Raw genomic sequence first — 19,490 nt, forward strand, 5'->3', positions numbered from 1 at the left:
CGTGATCTGTCAAAGTTAGATTGACGGATCACGCTTTTTTGTTAGAGTCGATTCATGACTGAAGCTGAGCTCGACCCGCTGGCTAGGCTCTTGAAGCTCGTCAATCAAGCGAGCCGTCAGGCTATCCCCAGAGACTCCGATCAGAGCGCTGCACATGACTCTGGGCAGTCCTCTGGGCAAAACACAGCCGGCATTGAACTCGCGCTTGAAATTGAGCACGCCGCCGAACGTCACCTGCGTAACTCTGTCGAGGCAGCCCGGGTACGCGGGGCTTCATGGCAACAGATCGGGAATGCTTTTGGCGTATCGAGGCAGGCAGTCTACAAGCGGTTTGGTGCACCGGAAACTCACGATGCAAGGGGAGAAATCATGAATAAACCGATCGTAGATCTGCAGGCACGCACAGAGGCTGTGTTCCAGATGCTCAGTGAGGACAATTATGCAGGGGTCAAGGCACTGATGACGTTCAGCTGCTCAAGATTACTCACCAAGAAGAAGGTCATGTCGGTGTGGAACCAAGTGGTTTCTGCCACGGGCCCCTTGATTTCATGCACCGACACCGTGACACAAACTTCCGATGGCCGGAACGTCATCTTGCAACAGATCAACCAACTCCTGTCCGGCGGTCTGGTGGGTCAGACGATGCTCAATCATGAGGCCGGAGAGTGGCTGGGTCGGGTCGCTTACAACGGCTCAGGCAAGATCACGGGCTTACTGATTGTCTCTCCGTTAGAAAAGCACAATCTCCCATTTTAGTTTGGCGTCATCGTTGTCATCGGTTTAATCGGGTGGGGCACTTTCTCCAAGAAGAGCTAGACCAACGATCCTGCCGCGGCTACGCGTGCCCCACCGTCATCGCGAGGAAGACGGGCACCAGCGACGCGGGGTGCGGCGGGTACGCAAAGAGATCAGGGCCCGACCACTTCGAGGCCTCGTTCCAGTCGGCCGGGGTCACGAGGCTGTAGTCGAATGAATACCGTGACAACTCAGATACTTGAGCCATGAAGACCTTTGAGGTGCGGCCATTACCCTCGCGAAATGGGTGAGCTTGGTTGAGATATGCGAACACTGCTGCGCAGTGTTCCGCGAACTCCCCGCGATCAAGTCCCGCCCATGGAGTCGATTTAACCAGCTCCGCCATGTCACCCAGATAGCGCTCAATCTCGCCACCCAGCACTTTTGCGAATCCGCCTGGCGTGCCTTTGAAGATGTTTACTGTCCGATACTCCCCGGCCCAGTTGTAAATGTCTTGAAACAAATGCCGGTGGATGGCCCGCACGTGGTTGGCGTCGTAGGTGCGTGGCACCGCGGCGTCTCCGCTCAGCAGCTGACGTTCCCGCCGGACTGTCACGCCGTATTCGAGGCTGCTCAGCACTCCGGCGTCGCGTTCCTCAAACCAGTTGCGGAGTGTGCCCCTCATCGTTGCAGCGTTGTACGTCTCCGGGTAGAAGTATGACGCCCACAACTCGCTCTCAGAGGCCATCAGCGCTGAGCTGCCGCCACCTGGCGATGATGCTCGGCCGCCTCACGCACACGCCGCAGGTATTCGGCACCGTCTATGGCGCCACGTGCTTCGTCGGTCAAGTTCTCGACATCCTCGCGGTTGGGCTCCCAACCCTCATGCCAGGCAGCGGCCAAGGACTGCACAACGGCACGTCGCTGCACGGCATCCAGTTGCTCAAACAGCTCCGGCCAGCGGCCCTCGATATCAAACTCAGCGGCCATGACGGCCCCCTCTCCATATCTACTGGCTATTCTACCAAGTGGCCCTACGCGTCCACCGGACGGGTGGGGGCGGTTCCGTTTCCGAAAGGTGAGCCACCGAGTGACTGCCGGCCGTGCGCCGTCGTCCATCCCGAAGTATCCGGGCCAAGCGGAACAATCTGGGTGGGGTTCAGATCGGTGTGAACGATGTAGTAATGCGCCTTGATCTGCTCAAAGTTCACGGTGTCGCCGAAGCCGGGCGTCTGGAACAGATCGCGAGCGTAGGCCCACAGTACGGGCATCTCGCTGAGCTTGTTCCGGTTGCATTTGAAGTGCCCGTGGTAGACGGCATCGAAGCGGACCAGGGTGGTGAAAAGGCGGACATCGGCCTCGGTGATGGAATCCCCCATGAGGTACCGCTGCGTGGCCAGGCGTTCCTCGAGCCAGTCAAGGGCAACGAACAGGCGCTCATATGCGGCGTCATAGGATTCCTGGCTGCCGGCAAAGCCACAGCGATACACGCCGTTGTTGACCTCGGTGAAAATGCGCTTGTTGACCACGGCCATTTCTTCGCGAAGGGCTTCCGGGTAGAGGTCCGGGGCGCCGTCGCGATGGAATTCGGTCCACTCGGTAGAGAAATCGAGCGTGATCTGCGGGAAGTTATTGGTCACGACGGCGCCGCTGGGCACATCAACGATGGCCGGAACCGTGATGCCGCGCGGGTAGTTGGGGGTGCGCTTGAAGTACGCGTCCTGCAAACGCTCAATCCCCAGAACGGGGTCAACACCGCCGTCATCGAGGTCAAAGGTCCAGGAGCGGACATCGTGCGTGGGTCCACAAACGCCAATCGAGATTGCGTCTTCAAGGCCCAGCAGACGCCGAACAATGGTGGAGCGGTGCGCCCACGGGCACGCCCGGGAAACTACCAAACGGTATCGCCCTGCCTCCACGGGGTAGCCATCCTCGCCGCCGCGCGTAATACGGGTTTCAATGTAGTTGGTGTCCCGCGTGTACTCGGCCCCGGTAACGTAGGCGCCCTTGGTGCTGAATTCCGAATTCGAAGTGTCCATAGGGTTAGCCTAAGACACTGCCCGCCGGCTATCCGCTTTACGTGACAAATAGACCCTGACTATGATCAACAGGCACCAGGTGAACGATTCACAAGAACGCCACCAACAGTGAGGATCCACACATGACGGACCAAAGACTTACCGTCACACGCCAGGACAGTAGCCGTTCTGACCAGGAATTGGCTGGCCAGATTGGCAACGCCATGGTCCAGTTCCAAGGTGTCAGCAAGGTTTTTCAAACGGGCCAAGCAGCTGTTGAAAACCTCAATCTCAGCATTGAACGTGGCAAGATCACCGTCTTTGTTGGCCCCTCGGGCTGCGGCAAAACCACATCTCTGCGCATGATCAACCGCATGGTGGAGCCCACCGCCGGCACCATCACCGTGGACGGACGTGACGTCAGCACCATCCCCGCTCACGAACTCCGCCGTTCCATGGGCTACGTCATGCAACAGGCTGGACTGCTCCCGCACCGCACCGTGATCGAGAACATTGCCACCGTGCTGCGCCTGAACAAGGTGCCGCGCGCGCAGGCCAAGAAGCGTTCCCTCGAGCTACTCGCCACCGTGGGCCTGCCTGCCGCCATGGCAGATCGCTACCCCAATCAGCTTTCCGGCGGTCAGCAACAGCGCGTGGGAGTTGCTCGCGCACTGGCCGCCGATCCGCCCGTTTTGCTCATGGATGAGCCCTTCTCCGCCGTGGATCCGGTGGTCCGTGCCGAGCTCCAGCAGGAGTTGTTGCGGTTGCAGCGCGAGCTGGCCAAGACCATCATTTTTGTCACCCACGACATCGACGAGGCCACCATCCTCGGAGACCGGGTCGCCGTTTTCGCCACGGGCGGGCGCGTGGCCCAGTACGCTCCCCCGGAGGAAATCCTCCGTGCCCCCGTCGATGATTTCGTGGCCAACTTTGTGGGCCGCGACCGCGGTTTCCGGCGCCTATCCTTCAGCGGCGGCGAGTCCGTGCCCATCCATCCGGCCCCTCTGGCCCGCACGGAGAAGGCCTGCACGGAGAAGTCGGGCGCTGGGAAGCACGACGCCGACACCCACCTTGGCAGCGCATCGACGGCTTGGGCGCTGGTTGTGGACGATGACGGCCGGCCGCTGGGCTGGCTCGCCCCCGGCGCCCAAGTTCCGGACCAGCCGCAGTTGGTCCCCGGCGGATCCCTCTTCCACGCCGGCGATCCTCTCCGCAACGCCTTGGACGCGGCGTTATCCTCGCCGTCCGGGCTGGGAGTCTCCGTGGACAGCGAGGGGCGAGTGACCGGCGTCGTGCATGCCCAAGAGGTCCTAGCGGCCATCGAGTCCACGCGCGAAAGCCGAAGCTGATGGAATGGTTTCTGGACAATCGGCCGCAGGTATTCAACCTTGCCGGCTACCACTTGATTCAGGCGATCGTGCCGCTGGTGCTCGGCGTCCTCATCGCTGTCCCGTTGGCGCAGCTGGCGCGGGTCAACAAGGTGGCTAGCGGCATCATTTTGTCCGTGGGGTCGCTGCTGTACACGGTGCCGTCGCTGGCCCTGTTCGTCATCCTCCCGAGCATCCTGGGCACCAGAATCCTGGACTTCACGAACATCATTGTGGCGCTGACCATCTACGCCGTGGCGCTGCTGGTTCGCTCCACCCTCGACGCCCTGAACTCGGTGGATGACAACCTCCGGCAGGCTGCCACGGCCATGGGATACCGCCCTGTGCAGCGCTTCCTCAGCGTGGATCTACCCCTGTCCATCCCCGTTCTTTTTGCCGGATTACGCGTCATCTCGGTCAGCAATATCTCGCTGGTCAGCGTAGGTTCGCTGCTCGGCATCCCCAGCTTGGGCTTCCTCTTCACCGACGGCCTGCAGCGAAACTTCCCCACCGAGATTGTGGTGGGGATCGTGGGCACCCTGGTCCTGGCGCTGCTCATGGACGTGGTCTTGGTGCTGCTGCAAAGACTGTTGACGCCCTGGCTCCGCAGCAATAAATCCGCCAGCCGTTCTAGGGGTTCCTCACATACTGCAAGTGATTCAAACACTTCAAGCACGACGTCGGAGGTGTCAGCATGAGCCTCTCCACAGCTTCCCTTCCCATCACCAGCCTTCCCTTCACGGCGCAGCCACTGACCACCTACACCACCAAGGACCCGTTCAGCCAAGGTTGGCAGTGGCTCACCGACCCTACAAATTGGCAGGGACCGATGGGCGTTCCCGTCCGGGTAATGGAACACCTCGGCTACTCAGGGCTGACCCTGCTGATTTCCCTGGCCATTGCCGTGCCCATTGGGCTGTACGTTGGGCACACGGGCCGGGGGCGCGGTGTGGTGGTTTCCCTAGCAGGCATGCTGCGTGCGCTGCCAACCCTGGGCATCATGACGCTGTTTGCGCTGCTGGCCAGCTCAGCACTGTCCCTCATGCCAGCTATTTGGTCCCTAGTACTGTTGGCGGTGCCGCCAATTTTGACAGGCACCTATGCCGGGATCGCCGCCGTCGACCGTCAAATAGTTGATGCCGCACGCAGCATGGGCATGACCGAGCGGCAGATCCTTTTTAGCGTGGAGGTCCCCAATGGGCTCGCGGTCATGTTGGGCGGGCTCCGATCGGCCGTGCTGCAGGTCATCTCTACGGTGGCCGTGGTGGCCTTTATCAGCCTGGGCGGACTGGGGCGTTACATCATTGACGGCCTTGCAGTGCAGGATTACGGTCAAGTATTAGGTGGCGCCGTAGTGATTGCGGTCCTCGCCATTGCGATTGACGGCGTGCTGGCCCTGCTGCAGCGCACCGTGGTCTCACCAGGTTTACAGACGGTCAAGGCGGCCCCAGAGCACAACACCGCTGCTCTGCCCTGAATTTCACATAGTTTTAAGATTCCCCGAGGTACAGGAGAAACATCATGAAGAAGAATTCCATGCCGACCCGCCGCTCACTGCTTGGGGCAGCCGCAGGACTCACCGTAGCCCTCGCTGTCACGGCGTGTGGCGGCGGCGATCCGCTGGGCACAAACAGCTCCGCAGCCGGCTCTGGTGACGGGTCCGGATCCGTGGTGGTGGGCTCGGCGAACTTCCCCGAGAACGCCATCCTGGCCGAAATTTATGCTGGCGCGTTGAACGCGGCCGGCGTCACGGCCAGCACCAAGTTGAACATTGGCGCCCGCGACGTCTACATGAAGGCACTCGAAGACGGTTCCATCGATGTGGTCCCCGAATACACCGGAAACCTGCTGGGATACCTGGACACGAGCAACACTATTATTGACGGTCCCGGCATTCTGGCAGCGCTTCCGGGCAAAATGCCCGCTGGCCTGAGCATTTTGGATGCGGCCGCCGCAGAGGATAAGGACGCCATTGTGGTGACGCCTGAAATCGCTGCCAAGTACAACCTGACCTCCATCGCGGATCTGGCGCCGGTGTGCGGTGAGCTGACGCTCGCGGCGCCGTCGGAATTCCAGACCCGACCTTACGGTTTGCCGGGCCTGAAATCGGTCTACGACTGTGTCCCCAAGGATTTCAAGGCGTTCAGTGCCAGCACGGAGGCTCTGAACGTCAAGGCCCTGCTCAACAATGAAGTCCAGATTGCCGATATTTTCACCACCTCCCCTGAAATCACCGCCAACAAGTTGGTGGTTTTGGAGGATCCCAAGGGTCTGATCGGCGCACAGCAGGTACTGCCCATCATCAAGACCGACAAACTCAACGAGGCCGGCACTACTGCCTTGAACAACGTCTCCAAGCAGCTCACCACGGACGATCTGATTGCCTTGCGCACACAGGTTGAAGGCGATCAAAAGATGGACCCCAAGGCCGCTGCAGCCGCGTGGCTCAAGGACAAGGGCATCACCAAGTAAGGAGCTTTTTATGGCCGCCGCGAACAAGCCGGAGACTGTTGATGTTGTGGTGCTCGGCATGGGACCGGGTGGGGAATCGGTAGCTGGCGAGCTGGCCGCCGCCGGCCTGTCCGTGGTGGGTGTGGAGGCCAGACTGGTGGGCGGGGAGTGCCCGTACTACGGCTGCATTCCCTCCAAAATGATGATCCGAGGCGGCAATGTGGTGGCCGAGGCGCTGCGCATTCCGGGCCTCGCCGGCACCGTGGAGGTCACCCCGGACTTCACCACCGTGGCAGGGCGCATCCGTTCCGAAGCGACCGACAACTGGGATGACACCGTCGCCGCCAAACGCTTCACCGACAAGGGCGGGAGGCTGGTGCGCGGCACCGGCCGGCTCACCGGTCCCCGCGAGGTCACCGTTTCCATGCCCGACGGCGGCCCCCTCACCTTCCGTGCACGCCTCGCCGTGGTGCTCAATCCAGGCTCCAACCCTGTTGTGCCGGATGTTCCGGGACTGGCTGGGACACCGTTCTGGACCAACCGGGAAGCCGTGCAAGCGCAGACCGCACCAAAGTCATTGATTGTGTGGGGCGGCGGGCCCATTGCGGTGGAACTGGCGCAGGCGTTCACGCGTTTTGGGACCAAGGTGACCATGGTGCTGCGCGGCTCGCAACTCATTTCCAAGGAGGAGCCGGAGTCTGCCGAACTGCTCGCTGCGGTGTTCCGTAGTGAGGGCATCAAGATTCTGTGGAACAAGGAGGTCACGTCCGTTTCGCATTCACGCGGCCGTTTCCGAGTCCACTTGGAAAATTCCGAGAGTGAGCCAGGTGCCGGGACAGATTCTGGCCCGGACTCTGCCAGCGCAGCCGCTTCCGCCACCACATCCGCATCCACATCCACATCCACCGCAGCGGCAGCGGCCGGGCCCAGGCTGTCCGCCGAACAATTCTTGGTGGCAACAGGACGCGCCCCGGCGCTGGCCGAACTGGGGCTGCCTAAAGCAGGCATCAAGGTCAAGAAAAAGGGCGCCCCCACCGTTGACGAGCACCTGCAGCTGGCCGATGGCCTCTACTTGATCGGCGACGCGGTGGGGGCCGGCGCCTTCACCCACATGTCCATGCATCAGGGAAATATTGTGACCGGGCACATTCTTGCCCGGCACTCCGGAGCCCCAGAGCGGGGTGTTGCCGACAATCACGCGGTGCCTCGGGTGACGTTTACCGACCCGGAAATCGGTGTGGTCGGCATGACGGAAAAGCAGGCTCGAGACGCTGGGCTCTCGGTGCGGACCGGGTTCACTGCATTGGGCGATTCCACCCGCGGTTGGATCCATAAATCAGGCAATCAGGGCTTCATCAAGGTCGTGGAGGACGCCGATTCCGGTGTTCTGGTGGGCGCCACATCCATGGGGCCCATGGGTGGAGAGGTGCTGTCCATGCTGGCTCTAGCCGTGCATGCACGCATCCCTGTCGCCACGCTGCAGAGCATGATTTACGCGTACCCAACGTTCCACCGGGCCATCCCGGAAGCCCTGCGAGCGCTCAAATAGTCGCCAGCAACTATCCCCCAGCCAGAATCACATTCCGCACGGCGGCGCTGAGCGCCATGGCGCGGCCCGTGGTGGTTCCTTCTTCTTGGCGGGCCGGTACGTAGCCGAATCCGATCCCGTACAGCGGGTCAGCGTAACCCAGCGATGCGTTCGCACCCTCATGGCCAAAGGCCGCGGCGCTGCCAAAATCCATGCGCGGATGGGATTTCATGAACGTCACGGCGAAAGCACTCGTGTTGCAAAATACTCGATCGAGCCCCCACACCTGTTCTTCGCTCATCAACGCAATGGTCTCGGGTGTCAGGTAGGCCGGCATCTCACCGATCCCGGTGATGGCACCGGCGTAAACGCGGGCCAATCCGTCGGCGGATCCCACTCCGGCACCACTGGTACTGCCCCCGGCTCGCACACTGCGGAGGTTGGGCATGCTCAGTAGATTTCCGGCCTGGACATTCCCGGAGATGCCAGCAATAGAGAACGGATCAAAAAACGCCGGCGCCGGCTGCTCGTCAAACAGCACGGGGCGGAAGCGCGACTCCTCAGACTCGGGCAACCCTAGATACATATCAGCCGCAAACGGCTCACGGATGCGGCGGTTGTACACATCCTGCAGGCGTTCACCAGTGATCCGGCGGCACAGCTCTTCCAGAAACACGCCCATAGTCAACGCGTGATAGCCGAAAACACCGCTGCCAGGGCGCCACATCGGCGCCATCGCGGCCAGTCGGTCCGCCACCGTCGGCAGATCGTTGTATTCCTCCATGGCGAAACCGGCCGGCACCCCAACCAATCCGGCTTGGTGCGAAAGCAACTGACGAACACTCACGGCTTCCTTGCCCCGCTGCGCAAACTCAGGCCAATAGCTGGCCACGGTGGCGTCCAAATCCACCAGCCCATCCTGAACCAACAAGCTAAACGCCAAGGCAGCAACACCCTTGGAGCAAGAAAACACGCCGGTCAGCGAGTCGGGTGCGGAGTCGGGCCCGCCCGATAAGTTCAGCACCCGCTCACCGCCCACGTAGACGGCGAGCTGCGCGCTATAGCGAGGATCGGCGTCGAGCATGGTGTTGAAGAGCTCCCGGACGGGGGCGAACTGGGGCGTGGCGAAGCCTTGGGCGGGTGAATTCATGGTTCCACTCTAAGGAGTGCCCGGTGCGGTCTCGTGTATTTGCTCGCCCACGGCTCAAAAATTGCTACCTGATCCCCTGTTATCCAGCCGTCAACTGGGACACTGCTCCTTATGCCCCATGGATCTAGGCAGCCCTACTAGACTGACAATTCAGCTCCCCCGCCGTCCGCCATTGGAAGGTCCACGCACATGCATGACAAACACGGCCTGATTCAGAACCGTCTCAAACGAGTTTTGGTGGAACGGATCATCCCCGCCGTTCACACCCCCGTTGCGCCTCTGGAGCTGACGGCGTGGCATGTGGAAGGCGGGCAGGGCGAGCCCGTTGACCCCGCCGTGGCGCTTGGTCTGCCGCGTGGAGCAGGCTCTCCCGTAGCACCGGCTCCTGCGACTACCTCTCCTGTCTCGGCCTCTCCTGTCACAACCGCGGACGACGCCGGCACACCGGCAGGTTCCCCCCTCACCGACACTGGGCTGAGCCCAGGTCTCGCCAGCGATGGGGACCCGCTCTCGGCTAGCACCGCGCCGGATTACCAGCCCTTCTTCGTGGGTCAGCAGTGGGGACCTGCCTGGGGAACCAGCTGGATTCACATCACCGGCACTGTTCCGCCGAAGGCTCGTGGGCACAAAGTTGAGCTGGTAGTAGATCTGGGCTTCAGCCAATCCTGGCCTGGCTTCCAGGCCGAGGGCTTGGTGTACCGGCCCGACGGGCAGACCGTGAAGGCCTTGAATCCGCTCAATACCTGGATTCCCGTATCAGCAGATGTCCTGGGTGACGCGGCGCAGGGCAGCACCACCGCGCGGCATCACACCACGCAGGGCAGCACGGCGCAGGGCGGGGAGACCATTGACTTGTATGTGGAGGCCGCCGCTAACCCGTTCGTCTTCACCGACAACCCCTTCATCCCCACGCAGCTGGGCGAAAAGTTCACGGCCGGGGCTGCCCCGCGCTACACCATGGCCCGGGCCGACATCAATATTTTCAACACCGAGGTGTGGGAACTCGTCCAGGACTTTGAGGTGCTGGACCAGCTACAAGCCGAGCTGGACCTAGGGAATCCACGCCGCTGGGACATCTTGTACGCGCTGGAACGCGCGCTGGACGCCGTCGTACTTTCAGACATTGTGGGCACAGCCGGGGCAGCCCGCGCCCTCCTAGCTGAGGTTTTGGCCCAGCCTGCCAACGCCAGCGCCCACCAAATCACGGCGATTGGGCACGCGCATATTGATTCCGCATGGCTCTGGCCCGTGCGTGAAACGGTGCGCAAGGTGGCCCGAACTACCTCCAATGTGGTGAATTTGCTGGACGAATTCCCCGAGTTCCAGTTCGCCATGTCGTCCGCTCAGCAATACGAGTGGCTCAAGGAGCACCGTCCCGAGGTGTTCACCAAGGTCGAGGCAGCCGTGGCGGAGGGGCGCTTCATTCCTGTGGGCGGCATGTGGGTGGAGTCCGACACCAATATGGTGGGCTCGGAAGCCATGGCCCGCCAGTTCACGTACGGGCAGCGCTTCTTCCGCGAAAACTTCGGAATCGAATGCAAAGAAGTCTGGCTACCCGACTCCTTTGGCTACTCCGCCGCCCTGCCGCAGATCGTCAAGCAGGCCGGTGCCAAATGGTTCCTGACGCAGAAAATCTCCTGGAATACCGTCAACAAGTTCCCGCACCACACCTTTAACTGGGAGGGGATCGACGGCACCCGCGTCTTCACACACTTCCCGCCCGCCGACACCTACAACTCCCAGCTCTCCGGTGCCGAGCTGGCCCACACGGTCAGCAATTTCCGCGACAAGGGTGCGGCCAAGAATTCACTGATCCCCTTTGGATGGGGCGACGGCGGCGGCGGACCCACGCGCGAGATGCTGGCCCGGGCCAAGCGCACCCGCGATTTGGAAGGCTCCCCGCAGGTCACGATTCAGAGCCCGGCGCAGTTTTTCACAGCCGCCGAGGCCGAGTATCCCAACGCGCCTGTTTGGAAAGGCGAGCTCTACCTTGAGTTGCACCGCGGCACCTACACCTCGCAGGCACTGACCAAGCAGGGCAACCGCAGCAGCGAACACCTGCTGCGCGAGGCGGAGCTGTGGAGTGCCACGGCCGCCACGCGCGGGCTCATCGAGTACCCGTACGAGGAGCTCGACCGGATCTGGAAGCTGGTCCTCCTGAACCAGTTCCACGACATCCTGCCCGGTTCCTCCATCGCCTGGGTGCACCGCGAGGCTGCGGAAAGCTACGCCCGGATTGCCGCCGACCTCGAAGAGATCATCAGCCCGGCATTGCTCGCGTTGACGCCATGGGTCGACCCGTTTGATCCTGGGTCGGAGCAAGACTTCGCCAACACCACACACTTCAACGCCTCCCCGTACCCGCGCCGCGGCATCGCCCCGCTCAGCGCGGGCGTCCCGGCGCCGGACACAGCGGAAGTGACGGTGGAGCGGGACGGAAGTGACGTCGACAGCGGCGAAATAGTCGTGCATAACGGGCTCATCACCGTGCGTTTCGGATCCGACGGCGTCATTTCCTCCATCATGGACGTAGCCGCGGACCGCGAGCTGGTGCCGGCCGGACAGGGTGCCAACCTGCTGCAGCTGCACGCCGACTTCCCCAATATGTGGGACGCCTGGGACATTGACGAGTTCTACAAGAACACCGTCACCGACCTCCGCGAGCTGGATTCGATGGACGTGGAAACACAGAACGGCCTGGTCGAGGTGACCATCAAGCGCAGTTTCCGGAAGTCGCACATCACCCAGCGCGTCCGGATTTCCCCAGATTCCAAGATCATCACTGTGCACAATGAGGTGGACTGGCGCGAGCAGGAGACGCTGTTGAAGGCTGCGTTCCCGCTCGATGTGCATGCGGATCACGCCCGCTTCGAGACGCAGTACGGACACATCCAGCGCGCCACGCATGAGAACACCTCGTGGGACAACGCGCGTTTTGAAGTGTGCGCACATCGTTGGGTCCATGTGGGCGAGCCCGGTTTTGGTGCCGCCGTCATCAACGATTCCACGTACGGACACGACGTTTCCCGCCACCCCGGGGCCAACGGTTCCAGCTTCACTACCGTGCGGCTGTCACTGCTGCGCGGGCCGCGTTTCCCCGATCCCACCACGGATCAGGGCCACCATTCCTTCACATATGGCCTGGTGGTGGGCGCGGAGGTGGCGGATGCCGTCGCCGCCGGGTATGCGCTGAACCTGCCGTGGCGCGGTGTGCCGGCCGATGTTCCTGGTGCCGCCGTCGAGCCCCTACTCAGCACCGATTCGCAGGGCGCCATCATTGAGGCCGTGAAGCTGGCCGATGACCGCAGCGGCGACGTGATCGTCCGCCTGTACGAACCGTTGGGGGCGCGGGCAAAGGTGACCCTCACGGCCTCGTTCCCTGTGGCTGCGGTTGTGGAGAACAACCTTCTCGAGCAGCCGTACGACGCCGAATCCCTCACCGTGGGTGCCGTGGACGCCACCGGCAATCCGACCATGGCGCTGAAACTGCGCCCCTTCCAAATCCTGACTTTGCGCCTGGCGAAAGGCAGCAAGTGATGTTCCCTGACCCAGTTCCTTCCGCGTCGGGTAACACCACCCCGCCACGAAGGAATCCGTTGCGCTGGGGCGTGAACTACACACCGAGTGAGGGATGGTTCCACTCGTGGCAGGACCTTGATGTTGACGCCGTGCGGGCTGATTTTGAGTCAATCGCGGCGCTAGGTTTGGACCATGTGCGGATTTTTCCACTGTGGCCCTTACTGCAGCCCAACCGCTCACTCATCCGCCCGGCGGGCATTGCCGATGTGGGCAAGGTGGTGGATGCTGCTGCCGAGTTTGCTTTGGATGTTTCCGTGGACGGGTTGCAGGGGCACCTTTCCAGCTATGACTTCTTACCCTCGTGGGTGACCAGCTGGCACCGGCGGAATATTTATACGGACCCGCAGGTGGTGGAGGCGGAGGTTCAACTCATCAGGGCGTTGGCCACTGAGGTCACGTCCCGTCCCAACGTGCTGGGCATGACGCTGGGCAACGAGACGAACCAGTTTGCGGTGGAGCGGCATCCAGATCAGCAGCTGACCACCCCGGCGGAAATGGGCGAATGGTTCAACACCCTTTTGGCCGCCGCCCGGAAGGCCTGGCCCACAGGGATGCACCAGCACAGCTTTGATGACAACGCCTGGTTTGTGGACAGTTGCCCCGTCACGCCAGGACACGCCACGAGTCTGGGCGATGCCACAACGGTGCACTCGTGGGTATTTGTTGCCGTGGCGCACTTGTTCCCCGAAGGCCACCCGGCCCGCACCCTCTTTGCCGACTATTTGGTCCAGCTGGCCGACGCCTACTCGGATGATCCCGCCCGGCCCATTTGGTTGCAGGAGATTGGCGCTCCGCACCCGGCCGTTCCGTTCGACGGCGCGGCTGACTTCCTGGAGCAAAGCCTGCGCCCCGTATTGGACACCCCAAATTTGTGGGGCGTCACGTGGTGGTGCTCGCACGATGTCAGCCGCAAATTGGCGGACTTCCCCGAGCTGGAATACACCCTAGGACTGCTGGATTCCGAGCGCCGCCCCAAGCCCGCTGGCCTGCGTTTGGCGGAGATGATTGCCGCCGAGAAGGCCAGCCCCACGGCCCCGCTCCAACGCAGCACGGCACTGTCCTTTGACCCGGGAGATGAGGCCACGGGCATGGGCCGCTCGGTGGCAGACCCCTCCGGTGAGCTGTTCACATCGTGGTTGGCGCGGGCCGCCTCGGGCACCAAGCCTGCCCTGGTGCGTGCGTCCAAGACGTCCGACGCCGATTACCTCGCCGCCCGCGGCATCACCGATGTGGTCAATTAGGGTCGATTAGTGGTCGGTTAGAAGACACAGCCAATGAGAATGGGATAGCCATGTGGAATGAGGTTGTATTCAAGGCAGCCGACGGTGATTGGGAGCTGCTCGGTGACAATGGTTGGTTTGCCATGATGGCCTGGGCTGCCGGGCCGGACAATGTCCGCAAAACCGAGCAGTCGGACGTTGGCAGGACCGTCCGGGTGACGCACATCAGTGACGGCGTGGAGACTACTTCCTTGGTCCCGTTCACACCGGCTGATCGCCGCTACGTTGAGGATGACATCAATGAATACCTCCAAGCGGCTGGGATTCCCTCCCGTCCAAGCGGCTTTGACTGGTACCTGCGCGTCCCGTCTGGCTGGCGACAACGTAAAAGCCAGACTCAAGACCAACGGGGCTCTTCGGTAGTTCACGCGATAGGAACGCTCGTGCTCGGGGCCCAACAAGACCAGCAATCACCGGCCCAGCTCCGCCCTCACGTAGAGCGGATCGTCACCGGTTTCTATGCCGCTGCATAGCACTGAGACCGACAGCGCTAGCAAAGTAGCTTGTCACCGGAGTTCTCGCTGGAGTTTCCTCTTGGATCCTATGGACACCATTTGGTGCTCTCTGACTACCAAATGGTACTAATTTGGTACCATATGGATATGGCTATGAATCTGCGCGTTCCTGAAGACCTTGACCGCCGCTTGGAACAGTTGGCAGCCGATCAGCACACCTCAAAGTCCGCCCTGCTCCTCCAAGGTGCCGAGTTGATACTGCAGCGCCATGGCCGCCAGCGGGACATCGAGGCGGGCCTGGACTTCGTTATGAACCACGATGCAGAGCTGCTCAAGCGTCTTGAGGATGCTTGACTTCCTACCTGGAGATCGAGGATGCACTACGAGTAGTTGACCGTTTGGGATTCCATGTCCGAGACATCGGATTGTTGGCGTCAGCCTTGGCCCGACCGGCCACCACGGTCTTGGGCGCAGACGTTTATCCGTTGTTGCCCATGAAGGCAGCAGCTGTGCTGGAATCAGTGGCACGGTTCCATCCCTTGATTGATGGCAACAAACGGACCGCTTGGACGCTGATGGTGTTGATGCTGTGGATCAACGGATATAAGCACGACTTCACCGCGGATCAGGGCTTTGATTTGGTCCTGGGCGTCGCCTCAGGCGAAATTATTCTGAAACAGAGCGCGGCGCTGGTTTCCGTTCACATGGTTGCCAGGTAACCCGGCCCCACTCCGTCCTGCCTCGCCACCCACAACACCCAGCTTTAACCACAAAACCCCGCAGCATCAAGCGCTGCGGGGGTTTTGTGAACAGAAAATAATTAGCTGTCGGTCTTGACGATGTACACATCGCAAGGAGCGTTGTGTGAAACGGCGTTGGCAACCGAGCCCAGGACGCGGGCCAGGCCCTGCATGCGGACGTTACCGACAACGATCAGTTCAGCTTCGAGCTTGGCAGCTTCTTCCAGCAGAACGTCGGCCGGCTTGCCCAGAGCAGAGGAGTATTCGGTCTTCACACCGGAGATCTTCAGCTCTTCGGCAACGCGCTGGGCAACGCGCTCAGCCTCATCTGCCGTGGAGAGGAACCATTCGTCGTTTCCGATGGCAACCTTTTCGGTCTTGTCTTCACCGAAGGCGGTGACGACGCGCAGGGTGCGACCCGTAGCCTTGGCCAACTCGGCAGCAACGCGTGCAGCCTTCATAGACGTTGCGTTGCCGTCGACGCCGACAATGATGATTCCAGCCATTTGTTTCATCCTTATGGTTGTTACCCAAACACCAGCACCTTGCGCGCTGGCGCCAATCTTGAACCCTACTTTAGCCATAAAACTGCATAAATAGGCCTAAAAGTGGGCGAACTTACGCCCCTGTTACGGGAACTTTGCCCAAAACGGCATCGGCCAGCAGCTCCAAAACATGCCGATAGTCCTCCCCCGTAGCCCGGGTCATCCCCAACTCACACGTCCTGTTACACGATGCATGTGCGACGGCGTCCATCGCCACTACATCCGCAGCCTGCGCCGCCGTGGCCGATTCCGTGAGTTCCGGGTGCAGCATGCCGCGGTCGCCGGCGAATCCGCAGCAACCCCAGTTATCGGGCACCTGCACCGATTCCGCCACAGCTTCTGCCACCTGAACTAGCGCGGGATTGAGGCCCATGCGCGCCGATGAACAGGTGGGGTGCAGCGCCAGGGATTCCACACGCTCCCACTCCCCGCCCTGACTGCTTTCCTGCAACAATGGCAGCAGCTTCTCGGCTGTAAACGCCACGGCATCCACCACGCGCAACGGCTTCTGTCCCGGCGTCAGCACTTCACTTTCAATGGCGTGCAACAGTCCCTCCGTGCAACTGGAAGCATCACAGATGACATCCAAGTCACCCTCAAGCGTGGCCTCCCGCAGCAATGTCAGCGTCTTGGCGTGCATCTCCGCCAATCCAGCGGCCATGCCCTTTGAAGACCACGGTGTCCCGCAACAAGCCTCCGAAATGCCCTCCGGAACCAGCAAGTGAACTCCGGCGGCAGCGCACAACTGCTCAAAACTCAGCTGCACACCGTCCGAGCCCTCCCCTGCCGGCCCGAACATGACGTTAACACAGGCGGGAAAATACACAGCCGTCGGAACGCCGGCGGGTGCGGGTCGGCGTCGTGCCTTACCTCCGGTGGGAAGATCGGACGAGTAGAGGGGCAGCGTGTCCTCGCCGAGGATCTTACGTCCCAGCCTATTGACGGGCAGCACTGCGACGGCTGGCACCTTCGCGGCGACGCCCAGCGCCAGCCCGGCCCCTTGAGTGACGGCGCCCCAGTGCTTGGCGGCCGTACCCCACACGGCACTTTCCACCTTTCCTGCGTTCTTGGTGCGCAGGTGTTTGACCAGCGTGCCGGTGTTGATGTCCACTGGGCACGCGGTTTGGCACATGCCATCAACGGCGCAGGTGTCCACGCCCGAGTACTCATAGTCCTTGGCGAGGGCGTCGGCCAGCTCCGTATTACCTGCGCGGCGGGCCGTTTCCATGTCTCGCAGCGTGACAATGCGTTGGCGCGGGGTCAGCGTCAGGTTCTTGCTGGGGCACACTGGCTCGCAGTAGCCACACGAGACACAGCGGTCCACTTCGGGATCCACCTCGGGTGGCGCAGCTTTTATATGGCGCAGGTGTGCTTTTGGGTCTTGATCGAGAATGACGCCAGGGTTCAACATGCCGGCCGGGTCGAATAATTCCTTGATTCGGCGCATCACCGCATACAGCTCATCGCCGTATTGACGGCGCACAAACGGTGCCATCACGCGGCCTGTGCCGTGTTCGGCCTTGAGTGAGCCACCCTCGCCGAGCACCACGTCCACCATGTCTTCAGTGAACGCGGAGTAGCGGTCAAGCTCATCCTTGCTGGCGAATTTATCCGTCAACATGAAGTGAATATTGCCATCCTTGGCGTGCCCAAAGATAACGGAATTAGCATAACTGTACTTATTAAAAAGAGTGTTCAGCTCGAGGCAAGTGCGGGCCAGCGCGGGGACTGGCACCACCACGTCTTCCAAGAGTGCAGTGGTCCCTTGTGGACGCGCGCCAGCCACCGAGGTGTATAGACCCTTGCGCAGGTGCCACAGTTCGGCCCGAACTTTGGCGTTCTGGCTGAACTCGGCCGGTTCATCCAGCCCCAGCGATCCGGCGAGGGTCATGGCGTTGGCATTGAGATCCGCGAGTTCAGCAATGCTGCCGCTTTGGTATTCCACCAGCAGCGCGGCGTGCTGATCTACGGCCAGATCGCGCACCACGGCGGGAACCTGTGTCAGACCCTGGCCAACCTTCAACGATAGCGCGTCCATTAGCTCTACTGTTGCGGCACCACTATCCACTAGTGCAGGTAAGGCGGTGTTGGCCGCTTCAAGATTCTTGAACACCAGCAGCCCTGAAGTGGCATGGGCAAGGCGCGGAACGGTGCGGAAAACGGCTTCGGCTACGAAACCCAGCGTGCCTTCGCTGCCGATCACCAGGTGCGCCAGGATGTCTACGGGATCATCGAAGTCCAGGAGTGAATTGAGCCCATAACCCATGGTGTTTTTCATGGCGAATTGGCGTTCAATGGTGGCGCGCGAGGCCGGGTTGCTGCGGACCCTCTGGGCAAGCTCACCTAGCCCCTTGAAGAGCTCTGGCTCGAGCTCGCGCAGGCTGGCAGAAGCATCCGGCGCACCGGTATCGATGACCGTGCCGCTGGGTAGCACGAGCGTCAGCGATTCAAGAGTGCGGTAGGCGTTATCCGTGGTTCCGCAGGCCATGCCCGAGGAGTTATTGGCCACGACGCCACCAATGGTGCACGCAGCCTCGCTGGCTGGATCCGGGCCGAACTTACGGCCGAATCGAAGCAGCCTCGCATTTAGGTCCCGCACCGTAACTCCCGGCTGCACGCGGACCCGGGCACCGCCGTCGAGCACGTCAATGCCACGGAAATTCTTGCGCACATCCACTAGTAGGCCATCGCTGACGGCTTGGCCACTGAGGCTGGTACCGCCGGATCGCAACGTGAGCGGCAGTCCACGGGCCGCACTGATGCGCATCAGATTCGCCACTTCGCCAGCATTGGCCGGAACCGCGACTGCCTGCGGGATCAGCAGGAAATGGGAAGCGTCATGCGCGTTGGCGTGGCGGTCCAGCGCTCCGGTCTTGGTCTGGTGTGGGCTGGCCATGGCTGCGCCCACTTCCTGCAGCAGCGCTCCTCCCAAACCGCCCAAACCGCCCAAACCGGATGTATCCTCGACAACTTCGCCTGTCTGCGCCGCCATCTTTGCCCCTTTATATTCCGTTTTGCATTCCGTTTTGCCGTCTTGCATGCTGCGCTTGAACCGGCCGCGCCTGAAGTCTCCGCGCCGCATTTCCACCGGCCGTAACGACGCACGCGTTCACGGCCATGAGTATCCCACCATACGCTTGCCAGCATCGCTTGGTTCGGGAACGGTCTACGGCTTGAAGTTCTTGGGGCCCTGCAGTGTCTCCAATTGGGTCTTCTTAGCGTCATCTAAACGCACCAAGGTGCCACTGGGCTCATGGAAGAACGCCAAAACGGTCTCGGCAATGACACACTTTTTCTCCGTGACAGGATCAAAAATGGCATACGCAACTGTAAAGCTGGCCCCCTTTATGGCGCTCACCCACACCTCCACCACCGCGGCAATGTTGCGGTAGTTCAAGGGCGACAAGTATTTGACTCGATGCTCCACCACGAGCGCCTGGGTGTTCTCTGGAAGATCGGAAAATATGGGCTGAGCTACTTCAACCCCAGGGAGCCCGGTGCCAGCCGGCGGGCCAAAGGCGTGTACCCGAGCCTCCTCCAGAATTCTCAGCACTTCCACATTGTTGATGTGCCCGTACGCATCCATGTCTCCCCAGCGCATGGGAACATGCAGCGTAAGCCGTCGTCCGGCGTCGTGCTTCC

At 61.5% G+C, this 19,490-nt stretch carries 18 protein-coding genes; 11 read left to right on the forward strand and 7 right to left on the reverse strand.

Translation table 11 applies throughout. The annotated features are described in order from the left end of the window. Positions 1-54: 54 nt before the first annotated feature. A complete protein-coding gene (locus tag AB0O97_RS02435) occupies positions 55-756 on the forward strand; it encodes a hypothetical protein (protein ID WP_363879508.1) in 702 nt (233 codons plus the stop codon). A gap of 79 nt (positions 757-835) precedes the next feature. On the opposite strand, the gene AB0O97_RS02440 is transcribed toward AB0O97_RS02435, so the two are convergent. From AB0O97_RS02440 to AB0O97_RS02450, 3 genes are all read right to left on the reverse strand, one after another. Beyond that, positions 836-1,420 (reverse strand): Fic family protein, encoded by a 585-nt coding sequence (locus tag AB0O97_RS02440; RefSeq protein ID WP_363879511.1) that lies wholly within the window; start codon positions 1,418-1,420, stop codon positions 836-838. Between the two features lie 62 nt (positions 1,421-1,482). Next, on the reverse strand, positions 1,483-1,725 hold the full coding sequence (locus AB0O97_RS02445; RefSeq protein ID WP_363879514.1) for a hypothetical protein: 243 nt from the start codon (positions 1,723-1,725) through the stop codon (positions 1,483-1,485). Positions 1,726-1,769: 44 nt separating this feature from the next. Beyond that, positions 1,770-2,774 carry a glutathione S-transferase family protein gene (locus AB0O97_RS02450; protein WP_363879517.1) on the reverse strand — a complete coding sequence of 335 codons (1,005 nt, stop codon included), beginning with the start codon at positions 2,772-2,774 and terminating at the stop codon, positions 1,770-1,772. Positions 2,775-2,965: 191 nt separating this feature from the next. On the opposite strand from AB0O97_RS02450, the gene AB0O97_RS02455 reads away from it, so the two are divergent. The 5 genes from AB0O97_RS02455 to AB0O97_RS02475 all read left to right on the forward strand — a co-directional run bounded on the left by AB0O97_RS02455 (position 2,966) and on the right by AB0O97_RS02475 (position 8,120). Then, positions 2,966-4,102 carry an ABC transporter ATP-binding protein gene (locus tag AB0O97_RS02455; protein WP_363879671.1) on the forward strand — a complete coding sequence of 379 codons (1,137 nt, stop codon included), beginning with the start codon at positions 2,966-2,968 and terminating at the stop codon, positions 4,100-4,102. Beyond that, on the forward strand, positions 4,102-4,818 hold the full coding sequence (locus tag AB0O97_RS02460) for an ABC transporter permease (RefSeq protein ID WP_363879520.1): 717 nt from the start codon (positions 4,102-4,104) through the stop codon (positions 4,816-4,818). Before AB0O97_RS02455 ends, AB0O97_RS02460 begins: the two co-directional genes overlap by 1 nt. 131 nt (positions 4,819-4,949) lie before the next feature. Then, positions 4,950-5,597: an ABC transporter permease gene (locus AB0O97_RS02465; protein WP_363843977.1), complete on the forward strand. Its 648-nt coding sequence runs from the start codon at positions 4,950-4,952 to the stop codon at positions 5,595-5,597. Positions 5,598-5,641: 44 nt separating this feature from the next. Continuing rightward, positions 5,642-6,592 carry an ABC transporter substrate-binding protein gene (locus AB0O97_RS02470; RefSeq protein WP_363843724.1) on the forward strand — a complete coding sequence of 317 codons (951 nt, stop codon included), beginning with the start codon at positions 5,642-5,644 and terminating at the stop codon, positions 6,590-6,592. A gap of 10 nt (positions 6,593-6,602) precedes the next feature. Next, positions 6,603-8,120, forward strand: coding sequence for an NAD(P)/FAD-dependent oxidoreductase (locus tag AB0O97_RS02475; RefSeq protein ID WP_363879523.1), 1,518 nt, complete (start codon positions 6,603-6,605; stop codon positions 8,118-8,120). A gap of 10 nt (positions 8,121-8,130) precedes the next feature. Here the strand turns inward: AB0O97_RS02475 and AB0O97_RS02480 are convergent, their stop codons facing one another. Beyond that, a complete protein-coding gene (locus AB0O97_RS02480) occupies positions 8,131-9,249 on the reverse strand; it encodes a serine hydrolase domain-containing protein (RefSeq protein WP_363879526.1) in 1,119 nt (372 codons plus the stop codon). Positions 9,250-9,438: 189 nt separating this feature from the next. Between AB0O97_RS02480 and AB0O97_RS02485 the strand changes: the two genes are divergently transcribed. The 5 genes from AB0O97_RS02485 to AB0O97_RS02505 all read left to right on the forward strand — a co-directional run bounded on the left by AB0O97_RS02485 (position 9,439) and on the right by AB0O97_RS02505 (position 15,282). Beyond that, complete coding sequence (locus AB0O97_RS02485) at positions 9,439-12,786, forward strand: glycoside hydrolase family 38 C-terminal domain-containing protein (protein ID WP_363879529.1); 3,348 nt, start codon at positions 9,439-9,441, stop codon at positions 12,784-12,786. Continuing rightward, positions 12,786-14,069 (forward strand): glycosyl hydrolase, encoded by a 1,284-nt coding sequence (locus AB0O97_RS02490; RefSeq protein ID WP_363879532.1) that lies wholly within the window; start codon positions 12,786-12,788, stop codon positions 14,067-14,069. The genes AB0O97_RS02485 and AB0O97_RS02490 overlap by 1 nt, the downstream gene beginning before the upstream one ends. A gap of 50 nt (positions 14,070-14,119) precedes the next feature. Next, positions 14,120-14,581: a DUF5956 family protein gene (locus AB0O97_RS02495; protein WP_363843739.1), complete on the forward strand. Its 462-nt coding sequence runs from the start codon at positions 14,120-14,122 to the stop codon at positions 14,579-14,581. Between the two features lie 129 nt (positions 14,582-14,710). Further along, entirely contained in the window at positions 14,711-14,917 is a 207-nt protein-coding gene (locus AB0O97_RS02500; protein WP_363843742.1) for a ribbon-helix-helix protein, CopG family, read from the forward strand. Continuing rightward, on the forward strand, positions 14,914-15,282 hold the full coding sequence (locus AB0O97_RS02505; RefSeq protein ID WP_363843745.1) for a Fic family protein: 369 nt from the start codon (positions 14,914-14,916) through the stop codon (positions 15,280-15,282). Before AB0O97_RS02500 ends, AB0O97_RS02505 begins: the two co-directional genes overlap by 4 nt. 101 nt (positions 15,283-15,383) lie before the next feature. On the opposite strand, the gene AB0O97_RS02510 is transcribed toward AB0O97_RS02505, so the two are convergent. The 3 genes from AB0O97_RS02510 to AB0O97_RS02520 all read right to left on the reverse strand — a co-directional run bounded on the left by AB0O97_RS02510 (position 15,384) and on the right by AB0O97_RS02520 (position 19,449). Then, positions 15,384-15,809 (reverse strand): universal stress protein, encoded by a 426-nt coding sequence (locus tag AB0O97_RS02510; protein WP_363843748.1) that lies wholly within the window; start codon positions 15,807-15,809, stop codon positions 15,384-15,386. 112 nt (positions 15,810-15,921) lie between these two features. Beyond that, positions 15,922-18,744 carry an FAD-binding and (Fe-S)-binding domain-containing protein gene (locus AB0O97_RS02515; protein ID WP_363879674.1) on the reverse strand — a complete coding sequence of 941 codons (2,823 nt, stop codon included), beginning with the start codon at positions 18,742-18,744 and terminating at the stop codon, positions 15,922-15,924. A 270-nt stretch (positions 18,745-19,014) separates the two neighbouring features. After that, entirely contained in the window at positions 19,015-19,449 is a 435-nt protein-coding gene (locus tag AB0O97_RS02520) for an acyl-CoA thioesterase (RefSeq protein WP_363879677.1), read from the reverse strand. Positions 19,450-19,490 lie beyond the last annotated feature (41 nt).

Source organism: Specibacter sp. NPDC078692 (assembly GCF_040686835.1).
GTDB lineage: Bacteria > Actinomycetota > Actinomycetes > Actinomycetales > Micrococcaceae > Specibacter.

Coding starts and splice junctions, on each gene's coding strand:
- AB0O97_RS02500 (WP_363843742.1), top strand. CDS start 14,711: ATGGCTATGAATCTGCGCGTTCCTGAAGACCTTGACCGCCGCTTGGAA.
- AB0O97_RS02515 (WP_363879674.1), bottom strand. CDS start 18,744: ATGGCCAGCCCACACCAGACCAAGACCGGAGCGCTGGACCGCCACGCC.
- AB0O97_RS02495 (WP_363843739.1), top strand. CDS start 14,120: ATGTGGAATGAGGTTGTATTCAAGGCAGCCGACGGTGATTGGGAGCTG.
- AB0O97_RS02440 (WP_363879511.1), bottom strand. CDS start 1,420: ATGAGGGGCACACTCCGCAACTGGTTTGAGGAACGCGACGCCGGAGTG.
- AB0O97_RS02445 (WP_363879514.1), bottom strand. CDS start 1,725: ATGGCCGCTGAGTTTGATATCGAGGGCCGCTGGCCGGAGCTGTTTGAG.
- AB0O97_RS02520 (WP_363879677.1), bottom strand. CDS start 19,449: ATGCGCTGGGGAGACATGGATGCGTACGGGCACATCAACAATGTGGAA.
- AB0O97_RS02435 (WP_363879508.1), top strand. CDS start 55: ATGACTGAAGCTGAGCTCGACCCGCTGGCTAGGCTCTTGAAGCTCGTC.
- AB0O97_RS02485 (WP_363879529.1), top strand. CDS start 9,439: ATGCATGACAAACACGGCCTGATTCAGAACCGTCTCAAACGAGTTTTG.
- AB0O97_RS02480 (WP_363879526.1), bottom strand. CDS start 9,249: ATGAATTCACCCGCCCAAGGCTTCGCCACGCCCCAGTTCGCCCCCGTC.
- AB0O97_RS02450 (WP_363879517.1), bottom strand. CDS start 2,774: ATGGACACTTCGAATTCGGAATTCAGCACCAAGGGCGCCTACGTTACC.
- AB0O97_RS02460 (WP_363879520.1), top strand. CDS start 4,102: ATGGAATGGTTTCTGGACAATCGGCCGCAGGTATTCAACCTTGCCGGC.
- AB0O97_RS02490 (WP_363879532.1), top strand. CDS start 12,786: ATGTTCCCTGACCCAGTTCCTTCCGCGTCGGGTAACACCACCCCGCCA.
- AB0O97_RS02475 (WP_363879523.1), top strand. CDS start 6,603: ATGGCCGCCGCGAACAAGCCGGAGACTGTTGATGTTGTGGTGCTCGGC.
- AB0O97_RS02510 (WP_363843748.1), bottom strand. CDS start 15,809: ATGGCTGGAATCATCATTGTCGGCGTCGACGGCAACGCAACGTCTATG.
- AB0O97_RS02465 (WP_363843977.1), top strand. CDS start 4,950: ATGGGCGTTCCCGTCCGGGTAATGGAACACCTCGGCTACTCAGGGCTG.
- AB0O97_RS02470 (WP_363843724.1), top strand. CDS start 5,642: ATGAAGAAGAATTCCATGCCGACCCGCCGCTCACTGCTTGGGGCAGCC.